Raw genomic sequence first — 26,865 nt, forward strand, 5'->3', positions numbered from 1 at the left:
AATCAAAGCGACGGTTCAGGGTTTTAGTATAACTTTGGTACATTCGTCTTCATGATCGTTGAAAATGCGGTATGCATCGCTTGCATTCTCCAGTGAAATCCGATGGGAGATGATCTCCGTTGGATCAAATTCACCAGCAGTGATTTTGCGGAACAATTCAGGCATGTAATGTATAACAGGAGCTTGTCCCATTTTAAGATTGATATTGCGTTCAAACAAATTACCTAACGGAAACATGTTGTAGGAAGAGCCATATACACCCGTAAGTTGGAGTGTTCCGAATTTGCGGATTGCTTTCATGCCGATTTCGATCGCACTCAGTGAACCGCCATGAAGTTTCAGCTTCTGTCCGATCTCCTCCAGCGTGTTTTTTTTACCATCCATACCTACACAGTCGATAACAACGTCGGTTCCGCCTTGTGTAATCTCACGAATGTGCTCACCCATATCATCGTAATCTTCGAAATTAAAGATCTCTGCATCGTTCAAACGGTTTGGCTTTCTCCAGTCGATAGGGCAGGCGATCCACAGCAATAACACGTTTGGCACCTTTCATCCAGGCGAACTTCTGCGTCATCAGTCCAATGGGTCCACTACCGAGTACAGTAACCGTATCTCCCGGTTTAACTCCGGCATTCTCCACGCTCCAATATGCGGTTGGAAGAACATCGGACAGGAATAATAAAGCTTCATCTTCCAGTTCACAGGATTCAGGAATCACAAACGGAGTGAAGTTTCCGTAGGGAACACGCAATAATTCTGCCTGACCTCCGGGGTGATTTCCGTAACGTTCGGTGAATCCAAAATATCCACCTGTATGAATATCCGGATTACCATTGGAATTATCGCACTGGCTCTCCATGTCATGATTGCAATAGAAGCATTCACCACAAGCGATGTTAAAAGGCAGGACCACACGGTCCCCCTTCTTCACACGTGTCACTTCTGGACCTACTTCTTCTACAATGCCCATCGGTTCATGACCGATAACGTAATCTTTGGCAGCAGGCAAGGCTCCCTGATAAATATGCAGATCCGATCCACATATAGCTGTGGAAGTAATACGAACGATAATGTCATCCTTCTGTTGCAGTTTGGGATCTTCAACCTCTTTGACTTGAATGTCCTTGATTCCCTGAAACGTAACGGCTCTCATCTTTCATATTCCTCCTTATATAGTGGGATTCTCTGACAATTACCCCATTTCAGCTTAAATGATAGATATACATACTGAATTAAACGACAGGCCATTTTACTTTACGCAAGGCATTGAGCAACTCAGGCGGCGCATTCAGATTGTCACGGACCACATCCCGCGGGGTTAACGCCATCCACTGATTCAGCGATACATCCTCGAATCGATCACTTCGGAATATTTCCAAAAACCATAAAGTGTCTGTACCGGTATTTTGTATATAGTGTCCCATTGCGACAGGAACATATCCGACATCTCCAGCCCGATAGTCAAATGTGCGAGCAATGCCATTGCCTCCAAAGACAGTCATTCTCCCTTGTCCTGTCAGATAGTATTGCCATTCATCTGCATTGGGATGCCAGTGCAGTTCACGCATGGCGCCAGGTCGGATCTCAACGAGTGCGGCTGCAACGGTAGTTGAGATGGGGAAGTTGGTGGAGTCGACAATCCGGACGCTTCCGCCGGGGGTAATGAGTGGTTCCTGGGCCAGCAATCGGTGTTTGAATGTGAGAGGAACGGTACCATATGGCGACTGAACTTCTTGGCTCTCGATGGAACCCGGGACGGTATCTTGGAAAATGTAGACCTGTTCCTTCGGCATTGACTGAAAAGCGGATTCGGGCACGCCGAAATTGACAGACAATACCTCTGGTGGGGTATGGGCAAACCAATCGGATATGGATAACGTATTCAGATCGGAGAAGGACCCGTCATCAAACACAAGCAGAAATTCACAACCATCCTCCAGTCCCTGAATGGAATGGGGTAGACCTTTGGGGAAAAACCAGAGATCGCCAGGCCCAACATCCGCAATAAAATTACGTCCGTTCTGATCTACCGAAGTAATTCTTGCCGTTCCCCAGATCATATAGGCCCACTCGGATTGTTGATGCCAGTGCAATTCCCTTACACCTCCCGGTGTCAGGCTCATGTTCACACCTGCCAGTGTAGTGGCGATAGGGAGATCCCGTACGGTGATTTCACGTGACCAACCCCCATGGTTCAATTGCATATGGGTATCGGAAAAAGACATTCTCAGATTGGGCAATAACCCGTTATCGGTTGCCGGAGGTACCAGCATATCGGGGTTTTGTATATCTCTCATGACGTCTCTGGGTCCCAGATCAGGTCCTCCAGCGCCATCACTGCGAATGGGTTGCGGGATAATAAATGGTTTTTCGTTAGGTTGCTGTCCTTTGGTCATTGAGTGATCCCTCCAGATTCAATAACATATCACGCGCGACATTGTATCGTTATGTTTACACCTATGAATCAGGGCCTGGATAATATGAGGGACAAACGACAAAAAAAGACGTGACCGCATGCGGTCACGTCTTTATTCCAGATCACATTGTACGAAAACGCTGCTCGTAGATCTCGTTTACCCGCTTTAAAACAGCAGGGCCTTGCTCTGTGAAACGAAGCGCTGCCGCTTTATTTTTAACCAGGAACGCACCGGATTCGTGTCCGGTTGGGGATAAGGCCGCATTGTAGAGCAGTGAAGCGCCATGGCTTGGATGAGGAAAGAACCATTTCATGATAGGTTTGATATAGAAGGGCAGGCCGGATGTTTTGTTGCCCCTTAGCGTATTATTTCCACCGGGATCTACGCTTAGTAATTGCATGCCATCCGCATTGGGAGACTTGGCAACCTCGCGTGTCCATAGAGATAAGCCGAGCTTCGAGGTGGCATAAGGACCAAACAGTTTTTTGAATTCGGCTGGACGTTCCAGGATGTTCATATCAAATTGTCTGACCATATTGAACGAGGTGGTGGAAGTATTAATAACTGTTTTCATCTGTCCTTTGAGTAATAGCTCAACTAATTCCATGTAGATGATGTAAGGGACTACCGTCTGAAGTTCAAAGTGTAGTTCATGCCCCTGATCAGAGAAACGAAGTTCGGCAGCGCTGCCTCCGGCATTGTTAAACAAGACATCGATCGAATCGGTATCGGATTTAATCTGATCCAGTGCAGTTCTCAAACTGTCGTAGTTGGTCAGATTAGCCTGAACCCAACGGAGCTGGCCTGAACGTAAGGCGTTCTCAATATCGGTATCCTCGGATGGGAAAGCAGAACGGTTGAGACCGATTACCTGCCATCCTTCAGCCAGTAACTTGTGTGTCAGTTCAAGACCAATTCCTGACGTTGACCCTGTGATGAGAGCTGTGCGAAGTTGATTTTGTATATTCATATATACCTCCAGAAGAATGGGATTACAGAACGAATCTGTATGCTGCGCTCATTCTATAACTTGGAGTCGACTCCAAGTCAAGGGGGGGTGGGGTTGAACGGATCATGCTTGACTTGGAGTCAGCTCCAAGTTGTAATATGGAGAGAAATGAATGTGGAGGAGGCCCATATGATGAGTGAGAATGAAGTATTCTCCATTAAAGAAACGTCAGAACAGGCCGGATTATCGGAAGATACAATTCGTTATTATGAGAAGATTGGGCTGCTTCCCCGAGCGGAACGCAAAGCCAATCGCCATCGGGTATATCGCTCGGAGGATATCCATACGATGAAGTTGATCACTTGCCTGAAAAAAACAGGAATGTCTCTGGAGGAAATGAAGCCTTATTTACAAATGTCCATGGATTCCGATCTCGCAGATTTCCCGGATGAACGGGAGATGCTGGTGAATCACCGGAAGAAAGTTGAAGCACAGATTGCTTCGCTACAGCAGGTGGTTGATTTTATCGATGAGAAGTTGGAGAAACGAAGTATGTATCCTGATGAATGCCCTATTTCCGGGGAGAGTCAGATGTCTGTTTTTGAAAAACAAAACCTATTCTCTTGATGGCGCTGCTGCCTATTTAAGTCTGAAAACCCACGTCATGATGACGCGGGTCTTTTTGTTGTTTCTAGTTTTTAATATCAAGTGTAAGACGAAGTCGTTTGATATCGCTTTTGGGAGGGAGACCATACATGCGGGCATACTCCCGGCTGAATTGAGACGGACTTTCATAGCCAACCTGGAACGCAGCGTCGGCGGCATCGGTTGAACCTGCTAGCAACATTCGCCGGGCTTCATGCAATCGAATTTGTTTCTGGAATTGCAAAGGGCTCATGGCGGTAATGGCTTTAAAATGATGATGTAATGAGGAAGAACTCATGTTGATCATGGCAGCAAGTTGCTCAATCCGAAGTGGCTTAGCGTAATCAGATTGGATGACTTCGATCACCTCGGCGATGTGTTGTGCATGACTGTCCTGAATAGCAAACTGCTTGATGGAATGTCCATGTTCATCCTGGATAATACGATATAGAATTTCGCGGATAAACAGAGGGGCAAGGACAGGAATGTCTTCAGGTGTATCCAGCAGCCGAACCAATCGGATCACGGCTTCAAGAAGGGAAGGTTTGGTTGAGCTAACAAACAATCCTCTTTGTGTTGTATGGTCAGGTTTGGGTTGTGCAGAAGGCGTATCCTGAATCAGATCGAAAATCTGCCCTGAATCAAAATCCAGTCGAATACATAGATAGGGATGTTCGGTTGTAGCCTTTATAACCTGCCCTGAAATAGGCAAGTTTACGGAAGCTACCAAATATTGTGACAGGTCGTAGGTGTAGCTCTCGCGGCCGAGTATAACTAATTTGGAACCTTGGGCGACAATGCAGAGGGAAGGCTGATAAACGGAATATATGGGTTGTGAGATCTCGGAGGCACGGATTAAGGCAAGGGATGGAATTGCTGTTGGATGTATCCCGTCACTTGGGGTGAAATGCTCAATAAGTTGAGCCAATTGTTGCTGCTGCTCCGTGATGCTCGTATCCGTTTCATTTGTTTTGATAAGCATGAATTGCAGCCCCCCTTGTAAACCACGATTACTATTATTTTAAAATGCTCTGGAGGAATAGGCAAGAATATTGCGGGATTTTTCTATCGTACAACGACTGATCCTCTACATAATGGAGATAAGCAATGGAATCTTTTTGAAGCAGAGAGGAGTGAGAAACAATGGAGCGCAATTCAATGGGTGACCATGATTTTGTATAGAGAAAATGTACAATAACAACCAAATAAGGAGCGATTTAATATGTCCAATGTAAAAGGGAAAGTTGTTGTGATTACCGGTGCAAGTAGTGGAATTGGCGATTCAACAGCTCGATTGCTTGCACAGCATGGAGCACATGTAGTTATTGGGGCTAGACGTATGGAACGTTTGGAGGCATTGGCCTCCTCCATTCGTTTGGAGGGCGGATCGGTGGAGTATCATTCGCTGGATGTTACCCGATTGGAAGAGATGCAAACCATCGTTGACCTCGCTCAAACTCGCTATGGACGTATCGATGTTATTTTAAATAATGCTGGAGTCATGCCGCTATCTCCCCTTGAATCGTTAAAAGTAGATGAGTGGAATCGCATGATAGATGTTAACATTCGTGGTGTTCTGCATGGCATTGCGGCTGGACTACCCGTCATGAAAAAGCAGGGTTTCGGCCAGTTTGTTAATATCGCCTCTATTGGAGCCTATGCCGTGTCACCAACGGCAGCGGTGTATTGTGCAACCAAATACGCGGTCCGCGCCATTTCGGAGGGGTTGCGACAGGAAGTAGGCGGAGATATCCGTGTAACCCTTGTATCACCGGGCGTGACGGAATCGGAACTCGCGGATACGATTTCTGATGAAGAAGCACGTGATCTCATGAAAGAGTATCGGCGCATATCGATTCCCGCCTCGGCGATTGCGCAAAGTATATTGTTCGCCATTAGCCAGCCGGCAGAGGTGGACGTAAATGAGATTGTAGTGAGACCGACAGCAAGCATGGCTTAAGGTCGGATCCTCTTTTGGTATATAATAGATTCAATTGATACGAAAAGAGGAATAGTGCAGTGACATTACAACAACTAAAATATGTGATCGAAGTTGCCACGCGCGGTTCCATGAATGAAGCAGCCAAAAGGTTGTTTATCTCGCAACCCAGCCTTTCGAATGCCATTCGGGATCTGGAGCAGGAGTTGCGAATTACTATTTTTGAACGTACCAATAAGGGAATATCTCTGTCTAAAGAAGGCGTTGAGTTTCTGAGTTATGCACGTCAGGTGGTAGAACAAGCTGAATTGCTGGAGAATCGTTATTTGAACGCCAAGCCATCCCCGCAGCACTTCTCTGTATCGACGCAGCATTATGCGTTTGCAGTGAATGCCTTTGTTCGTCTGGTACAGCAGTATGGTCAGGATGAATACGAGTTGGCGCTTCGGGAGACAAAGACCTACGAGATTATTCAGGACGTGAAAAGCCTGCGTAGTGAAATTGGCATTCTGTATTTGAATGAGTTCAATGCCAAGGTGATTAACAAATTGTTAAAAGATGCGGGATTGGTTTTCACGAGTTTGTTTACAGCCAAGCCCCATATCTTTATCAGTGTGAAGAACCCGCTGGCGAAACAAGAGTCGGTTGCAATCGAGCAACTGCAAGATTATCCGTACTTGTCATTTGATCAGGGAGAGTATAATTCCTTTCACTTTTCCGAAGAGATCCTAAGTACGTTATCTCACCCCAAAAGCATACAGGTCAATGACCGCGCAACATTGTTTAACCTGTTGATTGGTCTGAATGGTTATACGATCTCTACAGGTGTACTTAGCGCTGATCTGAACGGAGACGAGATCATTCCTGTACCGCTGGAATGTGAGGAATCCATTAATGTAGGGTGGATAAGCCACAAGAGCACTTCTCTCTCTAATCTGGGTGTAGCATATGTCCAGGCTCTGCATGAGGCCATAGGGTCTTAGAAGTGTTAAATGGTTCATCAAAAGGCCGTTTCCGAATGAGTCGGAACGGTTTTTTTGTTGTACTATGATCTTTAAAGTATAGGGTGGTATGTTGTCATCCCGTGTAATAGAATGAAGGTATATGTCGAATGTGTGCAAGAGATTGAAGGGAGAACGGTTAGTGAGAATTCTGTATCGGAATAAAAGTGAACAGCATGAGCTGACGGTATATGATACCAAAAAGCTTTATGGAGAGAAGGGCCAGTTTCGTGTATTAGAATTCTCCAACGCAGCTGTGCAGGGAGCCATGGATCTGGATGAGCCTAACCGGATGGTGTTGGAGTATCCGAGAGCGATGGTGCATCTAATGGAACGGAATGATCCTGAGTTTGATACCGTATTTATGGTGGGACATGGTATTGGCACATTGCCAACCTACTTGTCTGATCGTCAGGTAAAGGTGGCTGAGCTTGACGCAGAGGTCGTGGAGTTGAGCCGGACCTTTTTTGGATATGAGGGAAGCCCTGTGCTCATTGGGGATGGTCGTGAATTATTAGGCCAGGAACCCGCTGCGACATATGATTATATTATTATTGATGCCTTTACGGCAACGGGTACACCCGAGCAGTTTATATCCAGTGATTTTTTTGCCATGGTCAAGGACAAGCTGGACTCGGACGGAGCTGTCATCCTTAATGTGTTTGGGCGTGCGGGCAACGATCGGCTTGTCAATGCGATCTATACGACACTTCAGGCACAGTTTTCTTATACACGTGCATTCGCATTACCTACAGAAACAGCGGATGAAGTTCAAAATCGCATTTTAATGGGTAGTCATCACCCGATCGAATTTCAGGTTCGTCAGATGGCAGGGTTTGTTGAACAAGAGCCAGAAGAAGGATATATCATTGTCGATTAGGGCGATTCTGAACAGTGATTCTTCCAGGGAAAGTAAAATGTCATTAAATCGTCAATCTTACGATGTAATTGTTAAGATTTCTCAGTCTCTTTATTTGATCTTAACAACTTTCGTATAAGATAGAAGGAATATGCTTTTTCATGAAAATCCGGGGGAAGTAAACGATGATTGCACAGATCAAGAGATCTAGAAGATTACGAAGAAAAATAAAAAACATCAAGAAGATCAGCCTCACGGCTTTACTCGGCGGGTTGGTCACTATTTCAGTTATAATGACATTGACCCTCATGGTCATCTCATCTTATACATCTCAGAAACAGTCACTCATTGATAACACCCTGTCCTTAAACTATGCCAGCGCTGTGCAAATGAGCCAAACGCTGGATTCGCTTTTTTATTCCATGCAGGAGAGCTTGAAATATGCAGCCACATATTTCACGGATATGGATAACTCCAATACAAAAGAGTTGAATTCCACATTGGATTTGGTTCGCAATAGCAGTAATTTTTTCAATTCCGTTTCTTTGGTAGATAAAGCGGGAGTAGTCAGGTCTACCTCACCTTACTCACAGGCTAGCGTAGGTCACCATGTTAGTTCCAATGCAGCAAAAGAAGCGGTTAGCTTGAGGACTTCGTATATCTCCGAAGCGTACCAGACACCCAGAACCAAACGCAGAATTGTATTTGTCAGTGAACCGATCTTTGATTCTGCAGGGGATTACCAAGGAACAATCGGTGGAAATATCTTTTTGCAGGAAAATAATATATTGAGTCTGTCTTTTGGCAGTCAGCTCAAGACAAGTAATGGGTCCTACTTTTTTATTGTGGATAAGAAGGGCACTTTGTTATTTCACCCAAACACCAACCGAATTGGTGAAAATGTCAGTAAAAATGAAGTGGTGCAAAAGCTGCTAGTAAACAAACACGGTAAAGAACAATACAAAAACCTGGCAGGTGTGGATTCGCTTGCAGGTTATTACAAAGTTCCATCAACAGATTGGGGCGTCGTAATCGTGTCTCCAACCCAAACGGTGTACGATCAGTTGAATCATCATATCCGTATGTTGTTGCTGTACACCTCAGTGCCTTTCCTGATCCTGACCCTTATTGTGGTTCGGGTTGCACGCAAGCTCGCCAGTCCTTTTGCTATGCTGGCTGATTTGGTGAATCAGGTCGATAAGGGACAAGTAGATCTGCCTGTGATGAAACCTCACTGGAATAGAGAGGCAGACCTTCTAACAAGAGCAGTTGTTGGCGCATTGGCGAACTTTAGGAAACAGACAAACCAGCTGGTCTATGATGCCAGAACAGATGTTTTAACAGGCATGAACAATCGCAGAACCTTCGAAGAAGTCATTCAGGAATGGATTCAGGATGAGGTGCCGTTCTCCATTATTGTTCTGGATATCGACCGCTTCAAGTCCATTAATGATACATTCGGGCATCATGCTGGGGATGAAGTATTAAAACACATTGCCAATATCATTCAATTGTCTGTTCGACCAGAAGATGTCTGCGCCCGGTTTGGTGGAGAGGAATTTGTAGTCTTGTTAAGAAATTCCGAGTCTAACGTCGCTTTTGAGATTGCTGAACGTATCCGAATAACGGTCGAAGAAAGCGTATTGCCTATAGATCGTTCCGTGACCATCTCGGCTGGAATTGCTGAATATCCGAAGCACTCCACAACATCCACAGAACTGTTTCACTTGGCGGATAATGCATTGTATCAAGCGAAGGAAGAGGGACGTAACCGCACGGTTACGATCCAATCGGTTATTAAATAGGCAAGTAAAGAAGCTGTTCCCTAAAAACCAGGGACAGCTTCTTTTGTGTACTATACCTCTTGTGAGGATCTGGCCAGAACTTCATTTGTATACGTTTCTCCCCAATCTCGCATGCTGAAGATAATCGGCCTTAACGTTTCACCAAATGGTGTGAGGGAATACTCCACTTTAGGTGGGATCTGGGGGTATATTTCACGATGAACAATTCCGCTGCCTTCCAACTCTCGAAGTTGCAGGGTAAGCATACGCTGGGTAATGTCAGGAAATAATTTTCGGATCTCGTTAAATCTCAATGGACCGGAGAATAAATGATACAAAATGGCACCTTTCCATTTGCCTCCGATCACACTGAGGGTAACTTCCACGGAACAGCCGTATGGCGCGGGACATAGCTTGGTCGCGTCCTTTTTCATTATAAGTACACCTCCACTTTCCGGTGATTTTCTATAGTATCTATTTGGGTGGTTATATTACATAACGTACGTATAGTACGTATAGTTCATGAAAGAGCATATCACTTATGATGCGGATTATAAACCCTAATTATAAGTCGAAGGCAGATGTGTTGATGTCTATAAGATAAAAAAAGAGCCCGGGTTTCAGGCTCTTCGCTGGATGTATAAAATATGATGATGAGCGTAAATACGCTACTTCAGTGACGATAGAATGGAGTCACATAGAGCCATCGTTGCAATATTATCCTTGGCGCTGGAATGTGGGACAGTCTGATTCTGGCAACACGCGATGAAGTGCGCCATTTCACCAACAAACCCGCGTAGATAAAGGTCCCGATAAGCTCCGGACATGGGAGATCCGGAAGGTGTAAATACAGTATCTTGCTCCTCGAGAGATTTCCAAGGAAGGCTGGTCGAGCTTCGGGATTGATGAACAGTAAGTGTGTTGATCTCTTCAGCTGACGCAAATCCGTTGTCAAAGGTGACGAGTACACTTTCACTTTCCCGTGACCAAGCACTCATGCCGGTAAAATAAGCGCTACCTACTACGCTATTCTCAAATACAAGGGAAATACTTTGATTAATGTGTTCCCCGTCCTTCACGGTTGTGCCTGTAACTCGTATTGCTTCTCCGAATAAGTAACGCATCAGATCGACCATATGAATGGCAGCGAGCTTCATGAACTGTTCCTCATCCTTGCAAAATGGGGTACTGTCTACAGCAAATTTCATCTGGAATGAACGTACCTTACCTAGCGAACCACTATCAATTAGCTCCTTCAGCTTCATGTATATGGGGGCATAACGTTTCATAAAACCGACCATGACAACGACGCCAGCCTGCTCGGCAGCTTCTGCTACAGTGGCGGCTTCCGCTGCGTTCCATCCGAGCGGCTTATCCACGTATACATTCTTGCCAGCCCGAATGCATTCGAGAACAAGAGCGGTCTGATCAACAGGCTGGGCGACCACAACGACTCCGTCACAGAGTTCCTGCTGCAACATAAGCTGAGCATTGTCATACGCTTGTCCGTTGCTGCCAAATCGCAGCAGAGTTGCTTCAGAGCGTTCCATACTGCGTGTGGCAATGGCCTGGATCTGCGCTCCGGCTTCAACAACAGAAGGGTAAATATTCGTGGATGCATGAAACCCGGCACCGATAAAGCACAGATGGGTTGTTTTCAAGGTGGATCTCTCCTTCATTTTTGCATTCTTATGGATGGTATATTTGTTGTTTAATGCTACGATAGGGTGTTTGAAGTTGAGAAAAAAGGACATATGTCCTTTTCGTGAATGAATAAAAAAAGAAGTTGCATTTTTATTTTGGAGCATGTATACTCTGAATTACGGTAAAACAAGGAATTGTTTCACCGGAACGCTTTTCATCGATGGATGAGGAGATACATATTATGCGGTCGTGGCGGAATTGGCAGACGCGCACGGTTCAGGTCCGTGTGGGCTAACCCCCGTGGAGGTTCGAGTCCTCTCGACCGCATCTAACAAAAAAGGTTCGTGAGTTGCTCTAGGGCAATTCACGAACCTTTTTTTATTTTGTGGATCATTCGTGTGAAGCCTACATTTTGCTACCAGCATGCCAATGCTAATGTTGCCGCTGGCGCAGAATGACTGCCGTGATGATCCCAGCAATGGCCCCTGCAATACCAAATAGCGTTACACTGGCAACCACTTCAACCGACTGGAGACGAAACAAAAAAGCGATACCGCTGCCAAAAGTGGTTCCGGCGAGAAATCCGAGCGAAATTCCTAATTCTTTCGTTAATTTCATTGCTTCACCTACTTGGAAATGTGAGATATGGATTTGCAAATATTGGGTACAGGCAGTAAAGTGTGATCAGGAAAATCATCACATTTTATTTCCTTTTTTATCTTGTGGTTTTAACCCGTTAATTATGCATGATATCTCATATGGGAGGGTAAGAGCGAATGAATATGAACGAACGAATTGCAGCATGGAATGAGGAAGCACAGCAGTGTGCTTGCGGTCATCAACACAGAGTGGTGGATATGCTGATACATCTGGAAGCTGGTGCCATTCAGAGGTTACCGGGTTATTTGTCTGAGCAAGGATATCGTCAAGTGACGGTTGTTTATGATCGACATACGTTTCGGGCCGCCGGATCTGATGTGCTGTGTAGTATTCGCGAAGCGGGAATGCATGTGGATGAGATCACTCTACCGGAGAATCGCACGGGGGATATCATTGCGGATGAAGCAGCTATTGTACAGGTCATGTTGGGTGTGAGACTCGAAAGTCAGGCTGTAATTGCGGTGGGTTCAGGTACCATTCATGATCTGGTGAGATTTGTTTGTTCCAAAATGAGCAAGCCCTTTCTGTCGATACCGACATCGGCTTCAGTGGATGGGTTTACCTCTGCGGGTGCACCCTTAATTGTAAGCGGAATCAAACAGACATTTCAGGCTGTTCCGCCTGAAGCCATTTTTGCCGATATGAATATCCTGGAGCAAGCTCCCCAAGTGATGACAGCTGCCGGATTCGGAGATATGCTTGGCAAATATACCTCCCTTGCAGACTGGATCGTTTCTCGTGAACTGGGCGGAGAACCGTTCTGTCCGGTTGCTTATCGGATGACAGAAGAAGCGCTGAATACCTGCATAGATCATGTACAAGCGATTGCGGAGGGGCGAGCAGAGGGAGTAGCTGTATTAATGGACGCATTAATTGTTTCCGGTATCTCCATGCTGATCATTGACCATTCCCGTCCGGCATCCGGAGGTGAGCATCATCTGTCCCACATTTTGGAGATGGATCTGATGCAAGCCGGAGAAAGACCGGTTCTGCATGGTGCCAAAGTTGGCGTAGCATGTGCATTGCTTACAGTGAAATATAAAGAACTTGCACAGACATCGGATGAACCAGTGTTTGGGATATATGATCAATTGCCGGAGGCTTCTCAGCTCATCGCATGGTTGGAACAAGTAGGTGGACCTGTGACTACTGAGCAACTCGGTGTAACCCCGGAGATGGTGGAACATGCATTCAACACAGCGCATACGCTTCGTCCTCGATATACCGGATTGAGATATATCAATGAAGTGTTAAACACGAGATTAGGATGACCTTTTAGAGAGAATGATCATGATGAAATGCATTAACTTCACTTGTAGCGGGCTGTGATGGCTCTCCTTGGGAGCAAAAGACGAAAAAGGGTAGGTTATCTGACATTTCTGATGGAATAGCCAGAACAGTGCTTCAAGTCCGAGAGAGAAGGCATGCATTTATTTTAAAAAAGGCTCTGGCCTCCCTATGGGGAGATCAGAGCCTTTTGGCTGTTCGCTTATTTAGTTGTTGCGACGATCTTTCAAGATGACATCTGCGAACAAAATAGTTTTCGGGATACGGAAAAATTGCTCCGCTTGTTCCTGAAATGCAGCAGAAGGCAGTGTTCCCTGATGCAGCCATTTGCGGAAAGTGCCGGGATGAACCCCGATCCAGTGGCTGACATCTGTCACCGACAGATCATGGACCATACACAAGCCTGTCAAAATACGGTTACTAACCGGAGAACGGGTCACCGTACGCTTCATGAAGCGAGATGACTCGGGTTGACATATGACAGGGCTATTACGCACAACTTCTTCATTGAAGAGAATATGACGCGGGTAGCCGAGTAATTGGCAAGTCTTGTCCAAATTGGTACTGCCGGGTATCCGTCCTTCATATACCCACGCACTGACACTGCGTGAAGAGATGGAGAGGTCTTCAGCAAGCTGGGACAACTTGATATCATTGGCCATCAGCACGGCAAGAAGAACACGATTGCGGATTTGACAGCGTGTCGGTTTTCGGAATCGTTTAACACGGACGCCTTTTCCCAAGTATTTACGGTTGATCAGAGACCACGCCTGGATGGAATGTTGTTCTGGTTGATTAGGCATATTTCCTCCGATTTTTTTTAACCAAATACTACAATAAACAACGGGGTACTTTCAAGTGCCGGGATTACCGGTTACAAATGCGTCAATGCGTCAATTCACGATAAAGAGGGAACTACGAACTAGACCATGCGCAATTCACATCCTAGTATATTCCTAGATTACAATGTTTCACTAAAAATGAGGGAAGAAAATGGACAGGAATAAAAATAATATAGTTCCAATTACTTATTACTAGGTCTAAAGAACTTTTATCTGTTTTTTGTTGATATGATGCGGTTTATTTCCCTGAATTCCCCAAAAGCATGTGATTTTCATTCCCCTGTTGCGAAGAGGATGTGCACAAATCTGAAATGATAAATCCGCATGTTCAGCATGACATGTGACCTGTCAAATCTCTTACTTTTACATATATTGTATGATACTCAAGTGTAAAGGAGAGGTGAGGAACGTGCATCTATCTGTGAATACCTTTGCTGTCATCTCGGGAGCATTTGTTACGTTTGCTTTTGGCGGATGGGATCAATTGCTGAGCCTGCTCGCGGTCGCGATGGCTGTGGATTATATAACAGGTTTGGCAGCGGCGGTAAGAACAGGTACCGGCTTGAATAGCAATATTGGATTCTGGGGGATTGCTCGCAAAGGGCTCATGCTGACGGTTGTTTTGCTTGCTCATCGAATTGATCTGATCATGGGAACCGATTTTATCAAAGGCGGAGCCATTTATTTCTATCTGGTGAATGAACTCATTTCGATTACAGAGAATTATGCCAAAATCGGTCTTCCATTGCCTGCAAAGCTCAGACAGGCCATTGCAGTGTTGAAGAAACAGGAGGATCAGGAGTATCTGACGAATCGTGAATGGTCCAAACCGCAGCAAACCCCGGACGACATCAAACAGCAGGCTGAAACAGGACAAACTTTGCAGGATGACTCCGCGAAACAGACGGAGGATGGATCGCAAAAGAAATCCGAATCGAAAGGAAACGGTTCGGATTAGTTTTTCTTAATCAAGAGAACGTTTCCAAGTATCCTTTCGTAATAGAGAACGTTATGATATATTTTGGATACATGAAAATTCATTCATTTCTACTATTATATTAAACGAGGTGTTTGCCCAGATGATAAAACATATTGTCCTGTTCAAAATGAAAGATCGCTCAGCAGAAAGTATTGAAGCTGCAGCTCAGGTGCTTCGCAATCTGGAAGGTAAAATTGATGTCCTGGTTTCACTTGAAATCGGGATTGATGTGCTTCGCTCGGAGAGATCGTTCGACATTTCACTCACAGCAGAGTTTGCATCACTGGAGGATCTCCAGGCGTATCAGGTACACCCGCTTCATCAGGAAGTTATCAAGTACATGAACGAAGTCAGAGAACAGTCAATTGCAGTGGACTACGAAATCTGATCTATCATTCAAACTACGTTGAGATAAAGGGGACTCTGCATGAGCGATTTAAGAGACGTTATGGAATTTCTATATATTTTTGTTGTGTTTCTAATCGCATGTCCTGTGATGATATTCTGGCTTAAGCGAAGAGGGAAACGGAACCGATAACTCACTGAACGGGAAGTGAACGAATGTATTATGTGAACAGAGAACAGATTGCCCGCCGGCTTGCTACTGTACCGGAAGTAGCTGAAGGGCTTCGCGGGGCAGCAGAAGCTTGGGATGGCAGTCTCATGCTGGGTATGGTACAGGAACGTTGTCTTCACCTGGCGATCGAGATTGTTACCGATGTGGGAAGTTATCTGATCGACGGCTTCATCATGAGAGATGCAAGCAGCTATGATGATATTATTCAGATTAATTATGAAGAAAAGGTTTTTGATAATCCGACCTATGAGATATTGCGTCAGCTTGTCACGTTACGCAAGCCACTGGTGCAGGATTATTACACTTGGGAGCGGTCTGAGCTCCATCCACTTAGCGTAGAGTTGCCGAGTATACTTGAACATTTTACTACTCAGGTTAGCGCCTACGTGGAAAAAGAACTTGGTCCTTTCAATACGGCACAAGCCGAGGGACAGCGTAAGGAATGAGGGAAATCGCATGACAAATGAATCAAAAGAATTCAATGAAGTAAATACTGAAAGTAACGAAACAAATGAAACACCTTCCGGATTCCATCCGGTGTATATGGTTGAACTTTTGTTCCGGGAACGTCCAGAGGTGGATCGCCTGCGTTTGCAGGAAGCTATGATCCGTCATACAGGACAAGTCCGACTGGATGTGAAACAAGAGAGCGGAGGGCAAAAGCATGAGATGCTTGTCTTCTATCATCTGGACCACAAGGTATCCTTCCAGGAAGGGGATATCCCTGCTCAGACTTGTATGCTTCCTGTGAATGAAATCGCAGATCGTGCTCGCTTTGGCGGTGCTCTGCAACAAGCATGGCATTGGCCGGATGCAGGACAAGCTGTGGAAGCTGCGCGTTACTCCATTCGGATACATGATATGTTCACGGCTGCCATGCCTCGTAAACAGCGCCTGGAGCTGTTTCAGAAGACTGTACTGGCAATCATGGAGAGTGTGACCTGTGACGCGCTGTATTGGTATGGCAGTGATAAGCTGGTTGAACCGGAAGCATATACGCAAGCTCAGGAACGTGAGGAACATCTGTATGCAGCCATGAATGTTCGAATGTATCAAGCCGGAGGTACAGAGGAACAGCGCGGGTTGGTCATGGATACCGTGGGATTATCTGCGCTGGGTGTACCTGATGTCCAGTGTCACTTCGTCGGTCTTGATCCCGATACGGTGGCTCAGACCTTACTGGGTGCAGCGTATTACATATTTGATCAGGGGGATGTTCTGCAAGATGGACAGACGCTGGGTTCTTCAGGTGGACGTCGCTGGCGTTGTGAACATCAGGCGGCATTGATTGCACCTGGACGATATGTCATTGATTTGGACCCGGGGGATGAGCATGCCGCGGCTGATCTCGAGCCGGCTCGTCAGAACTGAGTTTAAGCCAAGTCATTTGCATCCATTCAAAAAGGGCGTTCAGATTATTTTTAACATCTGGAGTGTCAAGTCAAGCCTGTGCTGCTTATAATGCATCAACAGAGTAGGCATTCGCCCGGATGGCTGAGCGACAGACCGTTGCTTCTAGTCCGGTACTTAAACAATAGTAAAGGGAGAGATGTGACGTGAAGGATTCTAACAAAAGTTTGTTGTGGGGAGCTCTTATTGGCTCCGTGGTTGGTTCAGTAACGGCATTATTGCTGGCACCAAAATCGGGCCGTGAACTTCGTCAGGATATTACAGAAGGTGCTCGTCAGGTATCGGAGAAAGGTCAGGAACTGGCTGGTATCGTGGGAGAACAAAGTTCACAGATCGTATCCAAAGTTAAAGAGACCGCAGATGTCGTGATTCAGGATATTCAATCCTGGCGCAATTGCGCTGAAGGGAAAGAAATTCGCATATCGGCAGCCATTGTGGATAATGATATCGATAAAACAGTGGATGAACCCGGAATTGACATCGTAGCGAAGCTTCCTGCGGATGAGTCCAAGGACGACAACTAAGCAAAGCTTGATAAGCAGGCTTTCCTCTAAATTAGAGGAGAGCCTGCTTTGTTGCGTGTCCACACATAGATGACGTAGCGCGTGGATTTAATTTGAACCCTGCGATGAAATCGGGTAAGATGTAGGTACCTTTTTGCCGGAATGTTCATACGGTAGGAAGAAAGCTCTGAGAAACAATCGTTTTGAGAACCAATTCAATGAAGAAGGAAGCGGTGTGTTCGTGCAGCAAGCAATCGCTATATTAGACTCCGGTGTGGGGGGATTGACCGTCGCCAAGGAAGTGATGCGTCAGCTCCCGCGGGAAAAGATCATTTATTTTGGGGATACTGCCCGGACACCGTACGGACCCCGTTCGTCCGAACAAGTAAAACAATTTACGGAACAAATCGTTGATTTCTTGATCCAATTCGATCCGAAGGTTATCGTTATCGCCTGTAACACAGCAACAGCAGCCGCGTTGGAGTATATCCGTGGCAAGGTGAATATGCCTGTCATTGGTGTTATACATCCAGGTGCGCGGGCCGCAATCACAGCGACACGTACAGGACGTATTGGTGTGATTGGTACCACAGGTACCATAGGTAGTGGGGCTTATACATCGGCACTCAAGCAGTTGTCCCCCTATATTGATGTGGTCAGTCAGGCTTGTCCGGCGCTGGTGCCGTTGGTGGAACAAGGTGAATTTCGTTCCGAGCACACGACACATACGGTGGAACAATCATTGGGCGAGATCAAACAACAGCCAATTGATTGTCTTATTCTGGGTTGTACGCATTATCCCTTTCTCATGGACACGATTCAGGAAGTTATGGGACAGGAAGTGAAGTTAATCAGTTCAGCAGATGAAACGGCACGTGAAATCAGTACGATTTTATATGATAAACGAAAGCTGGCCAGTGGGGATGAGACTCCGGTGCATCAATTTTTCTGCACGGGTGACCCGAGAATGTTCCAGAATATCACCCGTCGATGGTTGGGGGAGCAGATCTCCAAGACCCCTGTTGTCTGGCAAGTTACGCAATTATCATAGTTATACTCAAATTATGCATGAATAAGACTTTTAATTAATGTAATTTGGTTGTGGACTATCCCGGAACTGTGAAGTTCCGGGATTTTTTGTCGTCATTATGCATTAACCGGAGATAAACATGATTCTTGTCACATGACGGACAACCTGACCTGCATACATATGTTACAGACACGAAATTGGTCAGAACTGGACAGGAGACCTGTCTTTTCCTGTGGAAAGGAGAACAACATGGATCTGCAGTGGATTATCGTTCAGCGGGGAGATACATTGCCGCGAATTGCGTCAGCACACCATATGACCAAAGAGTTACTTGCTGCACTAAACCCGGAAGTGGCTTCCCAGCCATACTTGCTGGCAGGTCAGATGCTGCGTATTGTCCCCGGGACAGATCGCAGATACGCTGTACCGCCTGGAGAAAGTGTAGGGGAGATTGCAGGGAGATTTGGTCTGGACGAAGAGTTGTTGCGCCAGGCCAATCCTGAAATTACCAATATAACCGACTGGGTTGGTCGCTGTATTCATATTCCGGCTTCGAATGGAAAAACTATTGTAAAGATTCAGGGAGAGTATGGTTATCGAGAATTAATCAGGGATATAGACAAGCTGGAGAATCAATACCCGTTTATTGAAACGGGTTCAATCGGAACAAGTGTCATGGGCAAGTCGCTGCCTTATTTGCGTATTGGGCAAGGGGCGAGACATATCCATGTTAACGCTTCCGTTCATGCGAATGAGTGGTTGACAACAGCAGTTCTGATGAAGTTTATTGAAGAGTATGCCGAGGCGTATGGTGCGCATAGGGCATGGCATCAATACCAGACAGAACGCTGGATGCAAGAGACGACACTCTGGGCCGTGCCGATGGTTAATCCGGACGGGGTCGAACTGGTTCAGGAAGGTGTGGTCAATCAGCATCCACATGCACAGCAGTTGTTGGCCTGGAATGCCGACAGATCACATTTCACCCATTGGAAGGCCAACATCAGAGGGGTGGATCTGAATGATCAATTTCCAGCCCATTGGGATGAAGAGGCAGCGAGAAGAGGTATAACCTCACCGGGCCCCAGGGATTATGCGGGGACAGCGCCATTGACAGAACCGGAGGCACAGGCGCTTGCGCAGTGGACGCAGCAACATACATTTGATGCGGTTGTATCCCTGCATAGTCAGGGACAGGAGATCTATTGGAACTACCGTGACCTGGAACCCAGGGAGAGTGGACCGCTGTCGCGTAGACTCGCCAAAGCTTCCGGCTACAAGGCGGTGAAGCTCGGTGGCAGTGATGCCGGATACAAGGACTGGTTTATTCAAGATTTCGGTAGACCGGGCTTCACGGTAGAAGTTGGATTGGGTGTTAATCCGCTTCCCGTAGAACAGTTTGATGATATTTGTATAGAAGTGGGAATGTTGCTGGCTGAACTGTTATCCAATGGACAATGAGGCAAGACCCTGAATTATGATGGTGTGAAACTTAACAGTAGATCATTCGTATAACAGGAACGGACGCTATGAGCGACGTTCCGTTTTTATTATTTTTTATAATGGCATGTTACGTCATTCGTTCTGAATGGTTTTCGAACGGGTAATGATGGATGTGCCTTTTCGGCGACATATATAATTATACGGAGGGATTCAAATGAAGTGGAGAAGACTACTGTCGTTCAAACGATGGACACAAGTTTTCAAAAGGCTCCCCCGGCTGCTCCGGGCTCCGCAGATTCCTTTGGGAGAAAAGCTGTTGTTTATTATTCCAGCGCTGTTGTACTGGGTACTTCCTGACGTAATGCCGTTTATGCCCATCGATGATATCGGGGTCACTTTGATTCTGATGAACTGGTTTGTAAGCCGGGCAGAACGTAAATATCCTGTGCTTCAGGAGGGGGCACCTTCTTAATTTGCGGCCCAATGGATCATATTGACATTGAATTCGCATCAATGTTATTGCGAAGAGCGGTAACTTTCTTTACAATAGATGCTGTAGTTTAAGAATGCTGAAATTGTTGAAATCTGCAATTACAATATAGGAGATGAAGAGAATGAACTGCAAAATTACGCGTAATGCTGCTAAAGTATTGAAGCTTGAATTGGACAAGCCGGAGAACGAAGGAAAAAAACTGCGCGTTGTCATCACCCATGCACATGGTGACCATGCTCACTACGGCCTGGATATCGACACACCAAAAGAAAATGATACAGTTGTATCTACCGATAAAGAGATTGATGTCATTCTCGCGAATGATCAGCCTTTGTTAAACGGTGTTAAAATTGACTACCTCTACTTCCCGGAAGAGGGATTTGTTATTACGAATCCGTCCCAGGGTAATCACGGCGACCACTAAGGGCGCGAAGAAGGGGAACTCATGGCTAACGATATCCGCGTATGCGAAAAGTGTAATCATGTCCGACTGAAATCGATTGTGCCCAAGTTGCAGAAAATGGCTCCAGACACGGAGATCAAGATTGGGTGCAAATCCTATTGCGGTCCTTGCGCGAAACGTGCATTTGTCTTTATTAATGGTCGGTATATCAGTGCGCCGACAGAAGAAGAAGTGCTCGCCAAAGTCGCAAAGTTTGTGAAGTAGTAGGATATAACAAGGTGAGTGAACGAAAAGTTCAAACATCCGCAAGGAGGGGCTATGTGCCTCTCCTTTTTTGCGTTTGGATAATAGTGAGTGGCTGCTTCAAAATGCGGCATCCTCTATCATTTCAGTAATTTGGAAGGTATCTTCTCGAATTTCAATAGCAATGACCGTATTATCCTTTTTCAGAAAATGTACATGCCCCAGTCGTTCTTCCTCCAATTCGACCCAACCTGTATCCGCTAACTTCTGAAAATAATCCATTGGCGGGTAAAGTCCTTGTTCACCCCCAATATGTTTCAGTTCATACTTAGCCCCTTTTTTAAGATTGGGATCATCGGAATAAGCTATGTTTTCAATGAGCTTTGAATTGGTTGGAACCGGGATGTCTGGGTTCATGGATGACGCTGTATATCCTTCTATCTCGTATGTTGCAGGAGCGCAGCCTTGTACCCAAATGAGCAAGGGCAACATGCAGAGTGTCAATATTATTTTCTTCAAATGAATTCCTCCTGATTTGGCATGATTATCTAATAAACGTAGCCAAATCAACTAAAGTTACGATAAAAACACAAAAGAAGAATAAGAAAGCTTGTGTTATCCATCCTAAAGGGGTAACAGGAACCTGATAATCCCAAGGAGGAATACTCATGCCGAAGCGTTATGATTCCAGTTTGCAAGCCGATACCACTGTATCTCAGGCGCAAAATGCGGTGAACAAGCTTCATTATGCTGTATCTCAGGCCATGTCTCATCCGACGGCACAGACCATTGTACAGGCGGAACGACGTCTGGCACACACGGAGCAGGCGATGCGACAAGCAGAGCTTTCACTCGGAGGGCAAGGTGTTGAGTTGGCAGAGGAAATGTTCATCGAGGAGAAGAGAAGATTGAATTCAATCCAGAGTCAGCACGGTCAAGGGGATTTATAACGTTCCTGTCACATCAGAACCCGCAGGGCAGCAATGCTTTGCGGGTTTTTCATATCTTTTGCAAAGACTCTGGGTCCATGGGTTTACTCCGACAGTATGTCGAATGGTCGCTTAAAATTCTGTGAGAAGGTTAATAGAACAAGAGCAGGCAAAATTCCATACGGGAGGTACAGAATGACAAAACATATTACAGATTGTACGATTCTGAACAACGGAGTAACGATGCCATGGCTAGGATTTGGAACATATAAAGCAAAAGGTAAGGAAGTACAACAGGCGGTTGAGACCGCTTTGGAGGTTGGATATCGCAGTATTGATACCGCGTCCATCTATGGCAATGAAGAAGAAGTGGGACAAGCTATTGCAAGCAGTGGTGTTGCCCGTAACGAACTGTTTGTGACGACAAAGCTCTGGAACGAGGATCAGGGATTTGATTCAACGTTGAGAGCATTTGAAGCCAGTCAGAAGGCACTTGGACTGAATGTGATTGATCTTTATTTAATTCACTGGCCTGGCAGAGACCAGTACAAGGAGACGTGGAGAGCATTCGAACGTCTATATAGCGAAGGAAGCATCCGTGCGATTGGTGTGAGTAACTTTCAAGTTCACCATTTGCAAGATATTATAGATGAGGGCGGAACGGTGCCTGCGGTTAATCAGGTAGAGCTGCATCCGGGTCTGATCCAGCAGGAACTGCAGGATTTCTGCGGGGCGCAGGGAATTCAACTGGAGGCATGGAGTCCTATTATGAAAGGTAAGCTGAACCAAGAGTCTACCCTCAAAGCGCTGGCCCAGAAATATGGGAAAACGCCAGCACAGATCATTCTGCGCTGGGACATTCAGAATCAGATTGTGACGATTCCGAAGTCGGTTACCCCAGAGCGTATTCGTGAGAATGCGGACATCTTTGACTTTGAATTGACACCGGATGAGTTGAGACAGATTGATGCACTGGATTCCGATAAGCGGACGGGTCCACATCCGGATCAACTGTTTTGGGATTAAGTGGGTAGACGCTAATTGAATATAATTGTTTGATGAACTACTGGTGGTTGTTCCGGTTACGTAATCGTTCTTTTGATCGCTGTTGTCTCCAAATTTTTTTAATTCCTCTTTTCAGAGGATAAAATTTGGATACAAAGGCGCACGCTTCGCTTCTTCAGAATCGATTCCGTCCCCTCCACAGTAACTGTCCATCAAACACAAAAATATACAATGAGCTAGAATGGTGTGTAGTATATAAAAAAAAGCAGCCGGATCGGGAAATATCCCTGATCCGGCTGCTTTTTGTGTTTGAATTGGCTTAATTTTTTTTCGGGACTTCGCATCCGTCATCTGTGCAGATGCCACTGCCGTCTGTTTCTGTTGTGTTGGATTCAACCATGGTGAATGGGGAACGCTCGTCCCATGCTTTTTGAATGGCATCCAGGAACACCTCGTCAGGTTGAGCACCCGATACGGCGAACTTGCGGTCGAATACAAAGAACGGTACACCGCGGATACCAAGTTGCTCGCCTTCTGCTTGGTCAGCACGGACATTGTCGGTGAATTGATCACTGGACAGCACTGCCGTAGCTGCATCTCGATCCAAGCCGACTTCTTCTGCTAACTGAGCCAACACTTCAGTGTCGCCGGAGTGTTTACCTTCAATAAACACAGCTTGGAAGATTCGTTCACTCAGTTCAAGCGCTTTGCCTTGTGTATCTGCCCAGTGTGTCAAGCGGTGAGCTGAGAAGGAGTTTGTAGGGATCATGGCATCGATATTGTATTCCAGTCCTGCCGTACGAGCATTGGCATTCATCTGGGCATTCATACCTTTGGCTTGTTCCGCGCTCATATTATATTTGGCAGCCAAATATTCCGAATTGGTTTTGCCTGGGTTCAATGCAGCGTTTGGATCAAGCTCGAAGCTTTTGAATTGCAGCTTCACTTCATCACGGTGTGGGAACTGTTCCAGTACATTCTCCAGGCGGCGTTTGCCGATATAACAGAAAGGGCACAGAAAATCAGACCATATCTCAATATTCATTTTATTAAAACCTCCATCATCCTTTTAGTTGAAACTAATATGGTTACAATTATAAAGCCACTTTCTATAATTCGCAAGGAGATTACTTTTTATCCCGATATGCCTTGGACCAATGGTAAGGTTGAATCTCATCCAGTCTCTTGAAGGCCAGTTTACCAGAAGGATCGTATACGGCAGCTTTGACTTCTTCGCCCCAGTAAAATAATCGTTCCTGGCATACACCGCAAGGTGTAAGGACCTTGAATTCTGAATGCTCGTCATCACGAGCGATACAGAGGGAGTGGGTGACACGTTCGTTCAATTTGTGGGCTTCCAGATAAGCTCCTGTTTCCATACATAGATGCGTCGCATCGTTGATGACCTCTGGAGCTACACTAATCAGCAGCGATCCAGCTTCGGTATAGACGGCACCCGCGCCGCCCCATCCCTGAGGATAACGTTGCTTCACAAATTTTGCGGCTGCATTGAACAATTGCTGTTCAATATTGAGTGGTTCAGTGTGTGATGTCATGTAATGCAAGTTCCCCTTTTCAAATCCAATTTAATTCATTTCGTGTTTTTGTTTAGCTTGTCATTACGGTATTGTTCATTGCGATGTTGCTGCTCCACTGTCTTCCTCTCGAAAGCGCTGAATCAAATCATAAGTAATGACCGTGTCCGAGACATGCAATCGTTTGGTTGCTTCATCATGACTGGGGCGGCAAGCATTGATGTCCGTTTTGTCGCGTGTGGACAGGTCATAACAAGCACCGCTCTCATAGATATAATCATCCGATGGAATATAGAATACAGAACCATCCGAGAATGTGCCATTACGCAGCACAACCGTACGCCCAGACCCGTCATATACGTCGTTACCCATGTGATAATAGGACTGGTCGGATAAGCCTAGCAAATGCAGTACGGAAGGCGTGATGTCCAGTTGTCCCGAAGGTTCGTTGATGGTTCCGGCAGCTGCTCCGTCCGGTAAATGCACGAGCAGGGGGACCTCGTTCATGATCTGTGCCATATCCAGTTCGTTCAGTGAACGTCCCAGGAACTGTTCGTATTGTGATTGTTCCTTAATCGAGTTGTCGTGATCCCCGTAGAACATAAAGATGGTATTTTCCCATAAGCCCCGATTTTTCAGATCCTCGACCATCTTACCCAGTGCCGAATCCACGTAATGAACGGACTGCAGATAGTTACCAAACATGGTTCCCTGGAACTCGCCTACATCCAGTTGCTGCTTCTCTTTTGGCAAGGCATACGGATGGTGACTGGTAAGAGTGATTAGGAAGGAATAAAATGGTTCGGTCACCTCACTACTCATTTTCTCAACGGATTGCCGGAAAAAGGATTCATCAGACAGGGACCAGCCAAGCGGGTCATCCTGTGCAAAATCATTTTTACTATAAAACTTGTCGTACTTCATGTTCTGATACATTGTATACCGATTCCAGAAGCCACTCTCATAAGCGTGAAATACGTTGGTGCTGTAACCGTTATCCTTCAGGATGGAAGGAAGGGAGTCATACGTATGGTCTGCATAACGTACAAACGCTGATCCAACCGGAAGTGGATGCAGGGAAATATTTGCGCCAAAATCGGCATCTGACGTTCTGCCCTGACCGGTCTGGTGGTAAAAGTGACTATAATACTGACTTTCCTTCATCAGTTCATTAAAATGCGGTGTGATCTCCTGACCGCCAATGCTCTGGCCAATCATGAAGTTCATAAAAGCCTCACCCTGAACAATGATGACATTGCTGTCTTTATATTTGCCAAACAAGGCATCATTCTGCGGGGCAGTTCCTTGCCTTTCAGCAAAGAACGCTTTTGCTTGCTCAACATCAGCGGGATCAGCCTGCGGCCCGGAGCCGATATGGTCTTTGGCGAAGTTGTACAGATCATAACCGTGAAAAGCGAGCAGTCCGGTCACATTATACATGGATACATTCCACCAGTTGTTATCGAACAGGCCTTTGGCCCATGTTTTGCTGTAGAAATAAATCGGGCCAACCGCGAGGCCGAGTCCCAGCACAAGGGTGATGCTGCCAGCCGTGAGACGGCGGCGCAACCGTGCCTTGCCATCGTTATACGAATAACTCCCGTAACCAGTAACAGACGTACTGGAGTGCTTCGAACGGTAACGTCTGCTGAACAGTACGATAGCTGCGAACGGAATGACGACAAGCCAGTCGGCAAAGAACCAGAGATCACTTGTGTAGATCAGTGTAGCGATGCTGTCACCCAATGCGTCAACTTGTCTCGCCTGCAACAATACCGGGATGGTCAAGAAATCCTGGAAATAGCGATAATACACCATATCGGCGTAGATTAGTGCGGTAAGCAGCAGGTTAAGTACGGCGAGAGACAAGATCATGCCTCTACGTGGCAGCAACCAGGTCCAGAAGGACAAGAGTAGTAAAGATCCAATAGCAATGACTTTATCCAGCAGTCCCATCGTAATGTTATAAGCGTGAAGATTGTGATGGAGCCACATGAGTTTGAGCAGCATGAGCACAAGAAAAATAAGATATAACGTTAATGGATGATTTAGAAGCCCGCGTGGCATGGCACTGCGCGTAGGCCGAGTGACAACCATATGTATGTCCCCCTTGCTTTTGTTGTTTTGTAATCGGAGTGTAAAATAGGGCTCCATCCATTATAGCGTGGCCTCATGTGTTTTCAACTATGCCTCAGGGAGAATTGAATCTTGTCCAGCCGAAGACCGAAGTCGGTGAATTCTTATGACCAGAAAAGGGCACAAAAAAAGCGCCCCGGCCATGGATG

At 46.0% G+C, this 26,865-nt stretch carries 28 protein-coding genes, 1 tRNA gene and 2 pseudogenes; 19 read left to right on the forward strand and 12 right to left on the reverse strand.

Annotated features, from left to right (window positions below; translation table 11 throughout):
* Nucleotides 1–15: 15 nt before the first annotated feature.
* The 3 genes and pseudogenes from MHH92_RS09710 to MHH92_RS09720 form a co-directional block, all read right to left on the reverse strand.
* Nucleotides 16–1,156, reverse strand: a pseudogene (locus MHH92_RS09710) (zinc-dependent alcohol dehydrogenase).
* Between the two features lie 79 nt (nucleotides 1,157–1,235).
* Nucleotides 1,236–2,399 carry an oxalate decarboxylase family bicupin gene (locus MHH92_RS09715; RefSeq protein WP_340903462.1) on the reverse strand — a complete coding sequence of 388 codons (1,164 nt, stop codon included), beginning with the start codon at nucleotides 2,397–2,399 and terminating at the stop codon, nucleotides 1,236–1,238.
* A gap of 142 nt (nucleotides 2,400–2,541) precedes the next feature.
* Nucleotides 2,542–3,390: an SDR family NAD(P)-dependent oxidoreductase gene (locus MHH92_RS09720; protein ID WP_340903463.1), complete on the reverse strand. Its 849-nt coding sequence runs from the start codon at nucleotides 3,388–3,390 to the stop codon at nucleotides 2,542–2,544.
* A gap of 168 nt (nucleotides 3,391–3,558) precedes the next feature.
* Between MHH92_RS09720 and MHH92_RS09725 the strand changes: the two genes are divergently transcribed.
* Nucleotides 3,559–3,996, forward strand: coding sequence for a MerR family transcriptional regulator (locus tag MHH92_RS09725; protein WP_445744666.1), 438 nt, complete (start codon nucleotides 3,559–3,561; stop codon nucleotides 3,994–3,996).
* Nucleotides 3,997–4,060: 64 nt separating this feature from the next.
* On the opposite strand, the gene MHH92_RS09730 is transcribed toward MHH92_RS09725, so the two are convergent.
* Complete coding sequence (locus MHH92_RS09730; RefSeq protein WP_340903465.1) at nucleotides 4,061–4,996, reverse strand: AraC family transcriptional regulator; 936 nt, start codon at nucleotides 4,994–4,996, stop codon at nucleotides 4,061–4,063.
* 240 nt (nucleotides 4,997–5,236) lie between these two features.
* On the opposite strand from MHH92_RS09730, the gene MHH92_RS09735 reads away from it, so the two are divergent.
* From MHH92_RS09735 to MHH92_RS09750, 4 genes are all read left to right on the forward strand, one after another.
* Nucleotides 5,237–5,974, forward strand: a complete 738-nt coding sequence (locus MHH92_RS09735) for an SDR family oxidoreductase (RefSeq protein WP_340903466.1) — start codon at nucleotides 5,237–5,239, stop codon at nucleotides 5,972–5,974.
* Nucleotides 5,975–6,033: 59 nt separating this feature from the next.
* On the forward strand, nucleotides 6,034–6,936 hold the full coding sequence (locus tag MHH92_RS09740) for a LysR family transcriptional regulator (protein WP_017689438.1): 903 nt from the start codon (nucleotides 6,034–6,036) through the stop codon (nucleotides 6,934–6,936).
* A 160-nt stretch (nucleotides 6,937–7,096) separates the two neighbouring features.
* The gene (locus MHH92_RS09745) at nucleotides 7,097–7,834 is read left to right on the forward strand and encodes a spermidine synthase (protein WP_340903468.1); all 738 of its coding nucleotides are present in this window, start codon (nucleotides 7,097–7,099) and stop codon (nucleotides 7,832–7,834) included.
* Nucleotides 7,835–7,998: 164 nt separating this feature from the next.
* The gene (locus MHH92_RS09750; protein WP_340903469.1) at nucleotides 7,999–9,618 is read left to right on the forward strand and encodes a sensor domain-containing diguanylate cyclase; all 1,620 of its coding nucleotides are present in this window, start codon (nucleotides 7,999–8,001) and stop codon (nucleotides 9,616–9,618) included.
* A 50-nt stretch (nucleotides 9,619–9,668) separates the two neighbouring features.
* On the opposite strand, the gene MHH92_RS09755 is transcribed toward MHH92_RS09750, so the two are convergent.
* Nucleotides 9,669–10,031: a winged helix-turn-helix transcriptional regulator gene (locus tag MHH92_RS09755; protein WP_017689435.1), complete on the reverse strand. Its 363-nt coding sequence runs from the start codon at nucleotides 10,029–10,031 to the stop codon at nucleotides 9,669–9,671.
* A gap of 234 nt (nucleotides 10,032–10,265) precedes the next feature.
* Nucleotides 10,266–11,258: a Gfo/Idh/MocA family protein gene (locus tag MHH92_RS09760; protein ID WP_340903470.1), complete on the reverse strand. Its 993-nt coding sequence runs from the start codon at nucleotides 11,256–11,258 to the stop codon at nucleotides 10,266–10,268.
* A 226-nt stretch (nucleotides 11,259–11,484) separates the two neighbouring features.
* Between MHH92_RS09760 and MHH92_RS09765 the strand changes: the two genes are divergently transcribed.
* A tRNA-Leu gene (locus MHH92_RS09765) sits at nucleotides 11,485–11,568 on the forward strand.
* 105 nt (nucleotides 11,569–11,673) lie between these two features.
* Here MHH92_RS09765 and MHH92_RS09770 read toward each other — a convergent pair.
* On the reverse strand, nucleotides 11,674–11,859 hold the full coding sequence (locus MHH92_RS09770; protein ID WP_036609735.1) for a hypothetical protein: 186 nt from the start codon (nucleotides 11,857–11,859) through the stop codon (nucleotides 11,674–11,676).
* A 158-nt stretch (nucleotides 11,860–12,017) separates the two neighbouring features.
* Between MHH92_RS09770 and MHH92_RS09775 the strand changes: the two genes are divergently transcribed.
* On the forward strand, nucleotides 12,018–13,172 hold the full coding sequence (locus tag MHH92_RS09775; protein ID WP_340903472.1) for a sn-glycerol-1-phosphate dehydrogenase: 1,155 nt from the start codon (nucleotides 12,018–12,020) through the stop codon (nucleotides 13,170–13,172).
* Between the two features lie 222 nt (nucleotides 13,173–13,394).
* On the opposite strand, the gene MHH92_RS09780 is transcribed toward MHH92_RS09775, so the two are convergent.
* Complete coding sequence (locus MHH92_RS09780; RefSeq protein ID WP_017689431.1) at nucleotides 13,395–13,991, reverse strand: helix-turn-helix domain-containing protein; 597 nt, start codon at nucleotides 13,989–13,991, stop codon at nucleotides 13,395–13,397.
* Nucleotides 13,992–14,439: 448 nt separating this feature from the next.
* Here MHH92_RS09780 and MHH92_RS09785 point away from each other — a divergent pair.
* From MHH92_RS09785 to MHH92_RS09830, 10 genes and pseudogenes are all read left to right on the forward strand, one after another.
* Nucleotides 14,440–14,823: pseudogene (locus tag MHH92_RS09785) on the forward strand (phage holin family protein); the annotation flags it as partial.
* Between the two features lie 286 nt (nucleotides 14,824–15,109).
* Nucleotides 15,110–15,397 carry a Dabb family protein gene (locus MHH92_RS09790; protein WP_017689429.1) on the forward strand — a complete coding sequence of 96 codons (288 nt, stop codon included), beginning with the start codon at nucleotides 15,110–15,112 and terminating at the stop codon, nucleotides 15,395–15,397.
* A 173-nt stretch (nucleotides 15,398–15,570) separates the two neighbouring features.
* Nucleotides 15,571–16,032 (forward strand): DUF86 domain-containing protein, encoded by a 462-nt coding sequence (locus MHH92_RS09795; protein WP_340903474.1) that lies wholly within the window; start codon nucleotides 15,571–15,573, stop codon nucleotides 16,030–16,032.
* A gap of 10 nt (nucleotides 16,033–16,042) precedes the next feature.
* A complete protein-coding gene (locus tag MHH92_RS09800; RefSeq protein WP_076249925.1) occupies nucleotides 16,043–16,957 on the forward strand; it encodes a DUF4261 domain-containing protein in 915 nt (304 codons plus the stop codon).
* Between the two features lie 185 nt (nucleotides 16,958–17,142).
* Complete coding sequence (locus tag MHH92_RS09805; RefSeq protein WP_017689426.1) at nucleotides 17,143–17,520, forward strand: YtxH domain-containing protein; 378 nt, start codon at nucleotides 17,143–17,145, stop codon at nucleotides 17,518–17,520.
* 220 nt (nucleotides 17,521–17,740) lie between these two features.
* Entirely contained in the window at nucleotides 17,741–18,550 is an 810-nt protein-coding gene (gene racE / locus MHH92_RS09810; RefSeq protein WP_076249991.1) for a glutamate racemase, read from the forward strand.
* A 228-nt stretch (nucleotides 18,551–18,778) separates the two neighbouring features.
* Nucleotides 18,779–19,990, forward strand: a complete 1,212-nt coding sequence (locus tag MHH92_RS09815) for a M14 family zinc carboxypeptidase (protein ID WP_405158978.1) — start codon at nucleotides 18,779–18,781, stop codon at nucleotides 19,988–19,990.
* A 196-nt stretch (nucleotides 19,991–20,186) separates the two neighbouring features.
* The gene (locus tag MHH92_RS09820) at nucleotides 20,187–20,444 is read left to right on the forward strand and encodes a hypothetical protein (protein WP_017689423.1); all 258 of its coding nucleotides are present in this window, start codon (nucleotides 20,187–20,189) and stop codon (nucleotides 20,442–20,444) included.
* Nucleotides 20,445–20,586: 142 nt separating this feature from the next.
* Nucleotides 20,587–20,889, forward strand: a complete 303-nt coding sequence (locus MHH92_RS09825) for a heme biosynthesis protein HemY (RefSeq protein WP_036609727.1) — start codon at nucleotides 20,587–20,589, stop codon at nucleotides 20,887–20,889.
* A gap of 21 nt (nucleotides 20,890–20,910) precedes the next feature.
* Nucleotides 20,911–21,132, forward strand: a complete 222-nt coding sequence (locus MHH92_RS09830) for a DUF1450 domain-containing protein (RefSeq protein WP_017689421.1) — start codon at nucleotides 20,911–20,913, stop codon at nucleotides 21,130–21,132.
* Between the two features lie 99 nt (nucleotides 21,133–21,231).
* On the opposite strand, the gene MHH92_RS09835 is transcribed toward MHH92_RS09830, so the two are convergent.
* Nucleotides 21,232–21,630: a hypothetical protein gene (locus MHH92_RS09835; protein WP_340903475.1), complete on the reverse strand. Its 399-nt coding sequence runs from the start codon at nucleotides 21,628–21,630 to the stop codon at nucleotides 21,232–21,234.
* Between the two features lie 149 nt (nucleotides 21,631–21,779).
* Between MHH92_RS09835 and MHH92_RS09840 the strand changes: the two genes are divergently transcribed.
* The gene (locus MHH92_RS09840) at nucleotides 21,780–22,061 is read left to right on the forward strand and encodes a hypothetical protein (RefSeq protein WP_036609724.1); all 282 of its coding nucleotides are present in this window, start codon (nucleotides 21,780–21,782) and stop codon (nucleotides 22,059–22,061) included.
* 174 nt (nucleotides 22,062–22,235) lie between these two features.
* On the forward strand, nucleotides 22,236–23,066 hold the full coding sequence (locus tag MHH92_RS09845; protein ID WP_036670089.1) for an aldo/keto reductase: 831 nt from the start codon (nucleotides 22,236–22,238) through the stop codon (nucleotides 23,064–23,066).
* Nucleotides 23,067–23,364: 298 nt separating this feature from the next.
* Here MHH92_RS09845 and MHH92_RS09850 read toward each other — a convergent pair whose 3' ends face one another.
* The 3 genes from MHH92_RS09850 to MHH92_RS09860 all read right to left on the reverse strand — a co-directional run bounded on the left by MHH92_RS09850 (nucleotide 23,365) and on the right by MHH92_RS09860 (nucleotide 26,677).
* Nucleotides 23,365–24,090 (reverse strand): DsbA family oxidoreductase, encoded by a 726-nt coding sequence (locus MHH92_RS09850; RefSeq protein WP_340903477.1) that lies wholly within the window; start codon nucleotides 24,088–24,090, stop codon nucleotides 23,365–23,367.
* A gap of 82 nt (nucleotides 24,091–24,172) precedes the next feature.
* Nucleotides 24,173–24,601, reverse strand: a complete 429-nt coding sequence (locus MHH92_RS09855) for a cytidine deaminase (protein ID WP_340903479.1) — start codon at nucleotides 24,599–24,601, stop codon at nucleotides 24,173–24,175.
* A gap of 75 nt (nucleotides 24,602–24,676) precedes the next feature.
* On the reverse strand, nucleotides 24,677–26,677 hold the full coding sequence (locus MHH92_RS09860) for an LTA synthase family protein (RefSeq protein WP_340903481.1): 2,001 nt from the start codon (nucleotides 26,675–26,677) through the stop codon (nucleotides 24,677–24,679).
* Between the last annotated feature and the right edge of the window lie 188 nt (nucleotides 26,678–26,865).

The organism is Paenibacillus sp. FSL M7-1414 (assembly GCF_038003195.1).
GTDB lineage: Bacteria > Bacillota > Bacilli > Paenibacillales > Paenibacillaceae > Paenibacillus > Paenibacillus amylolyticus.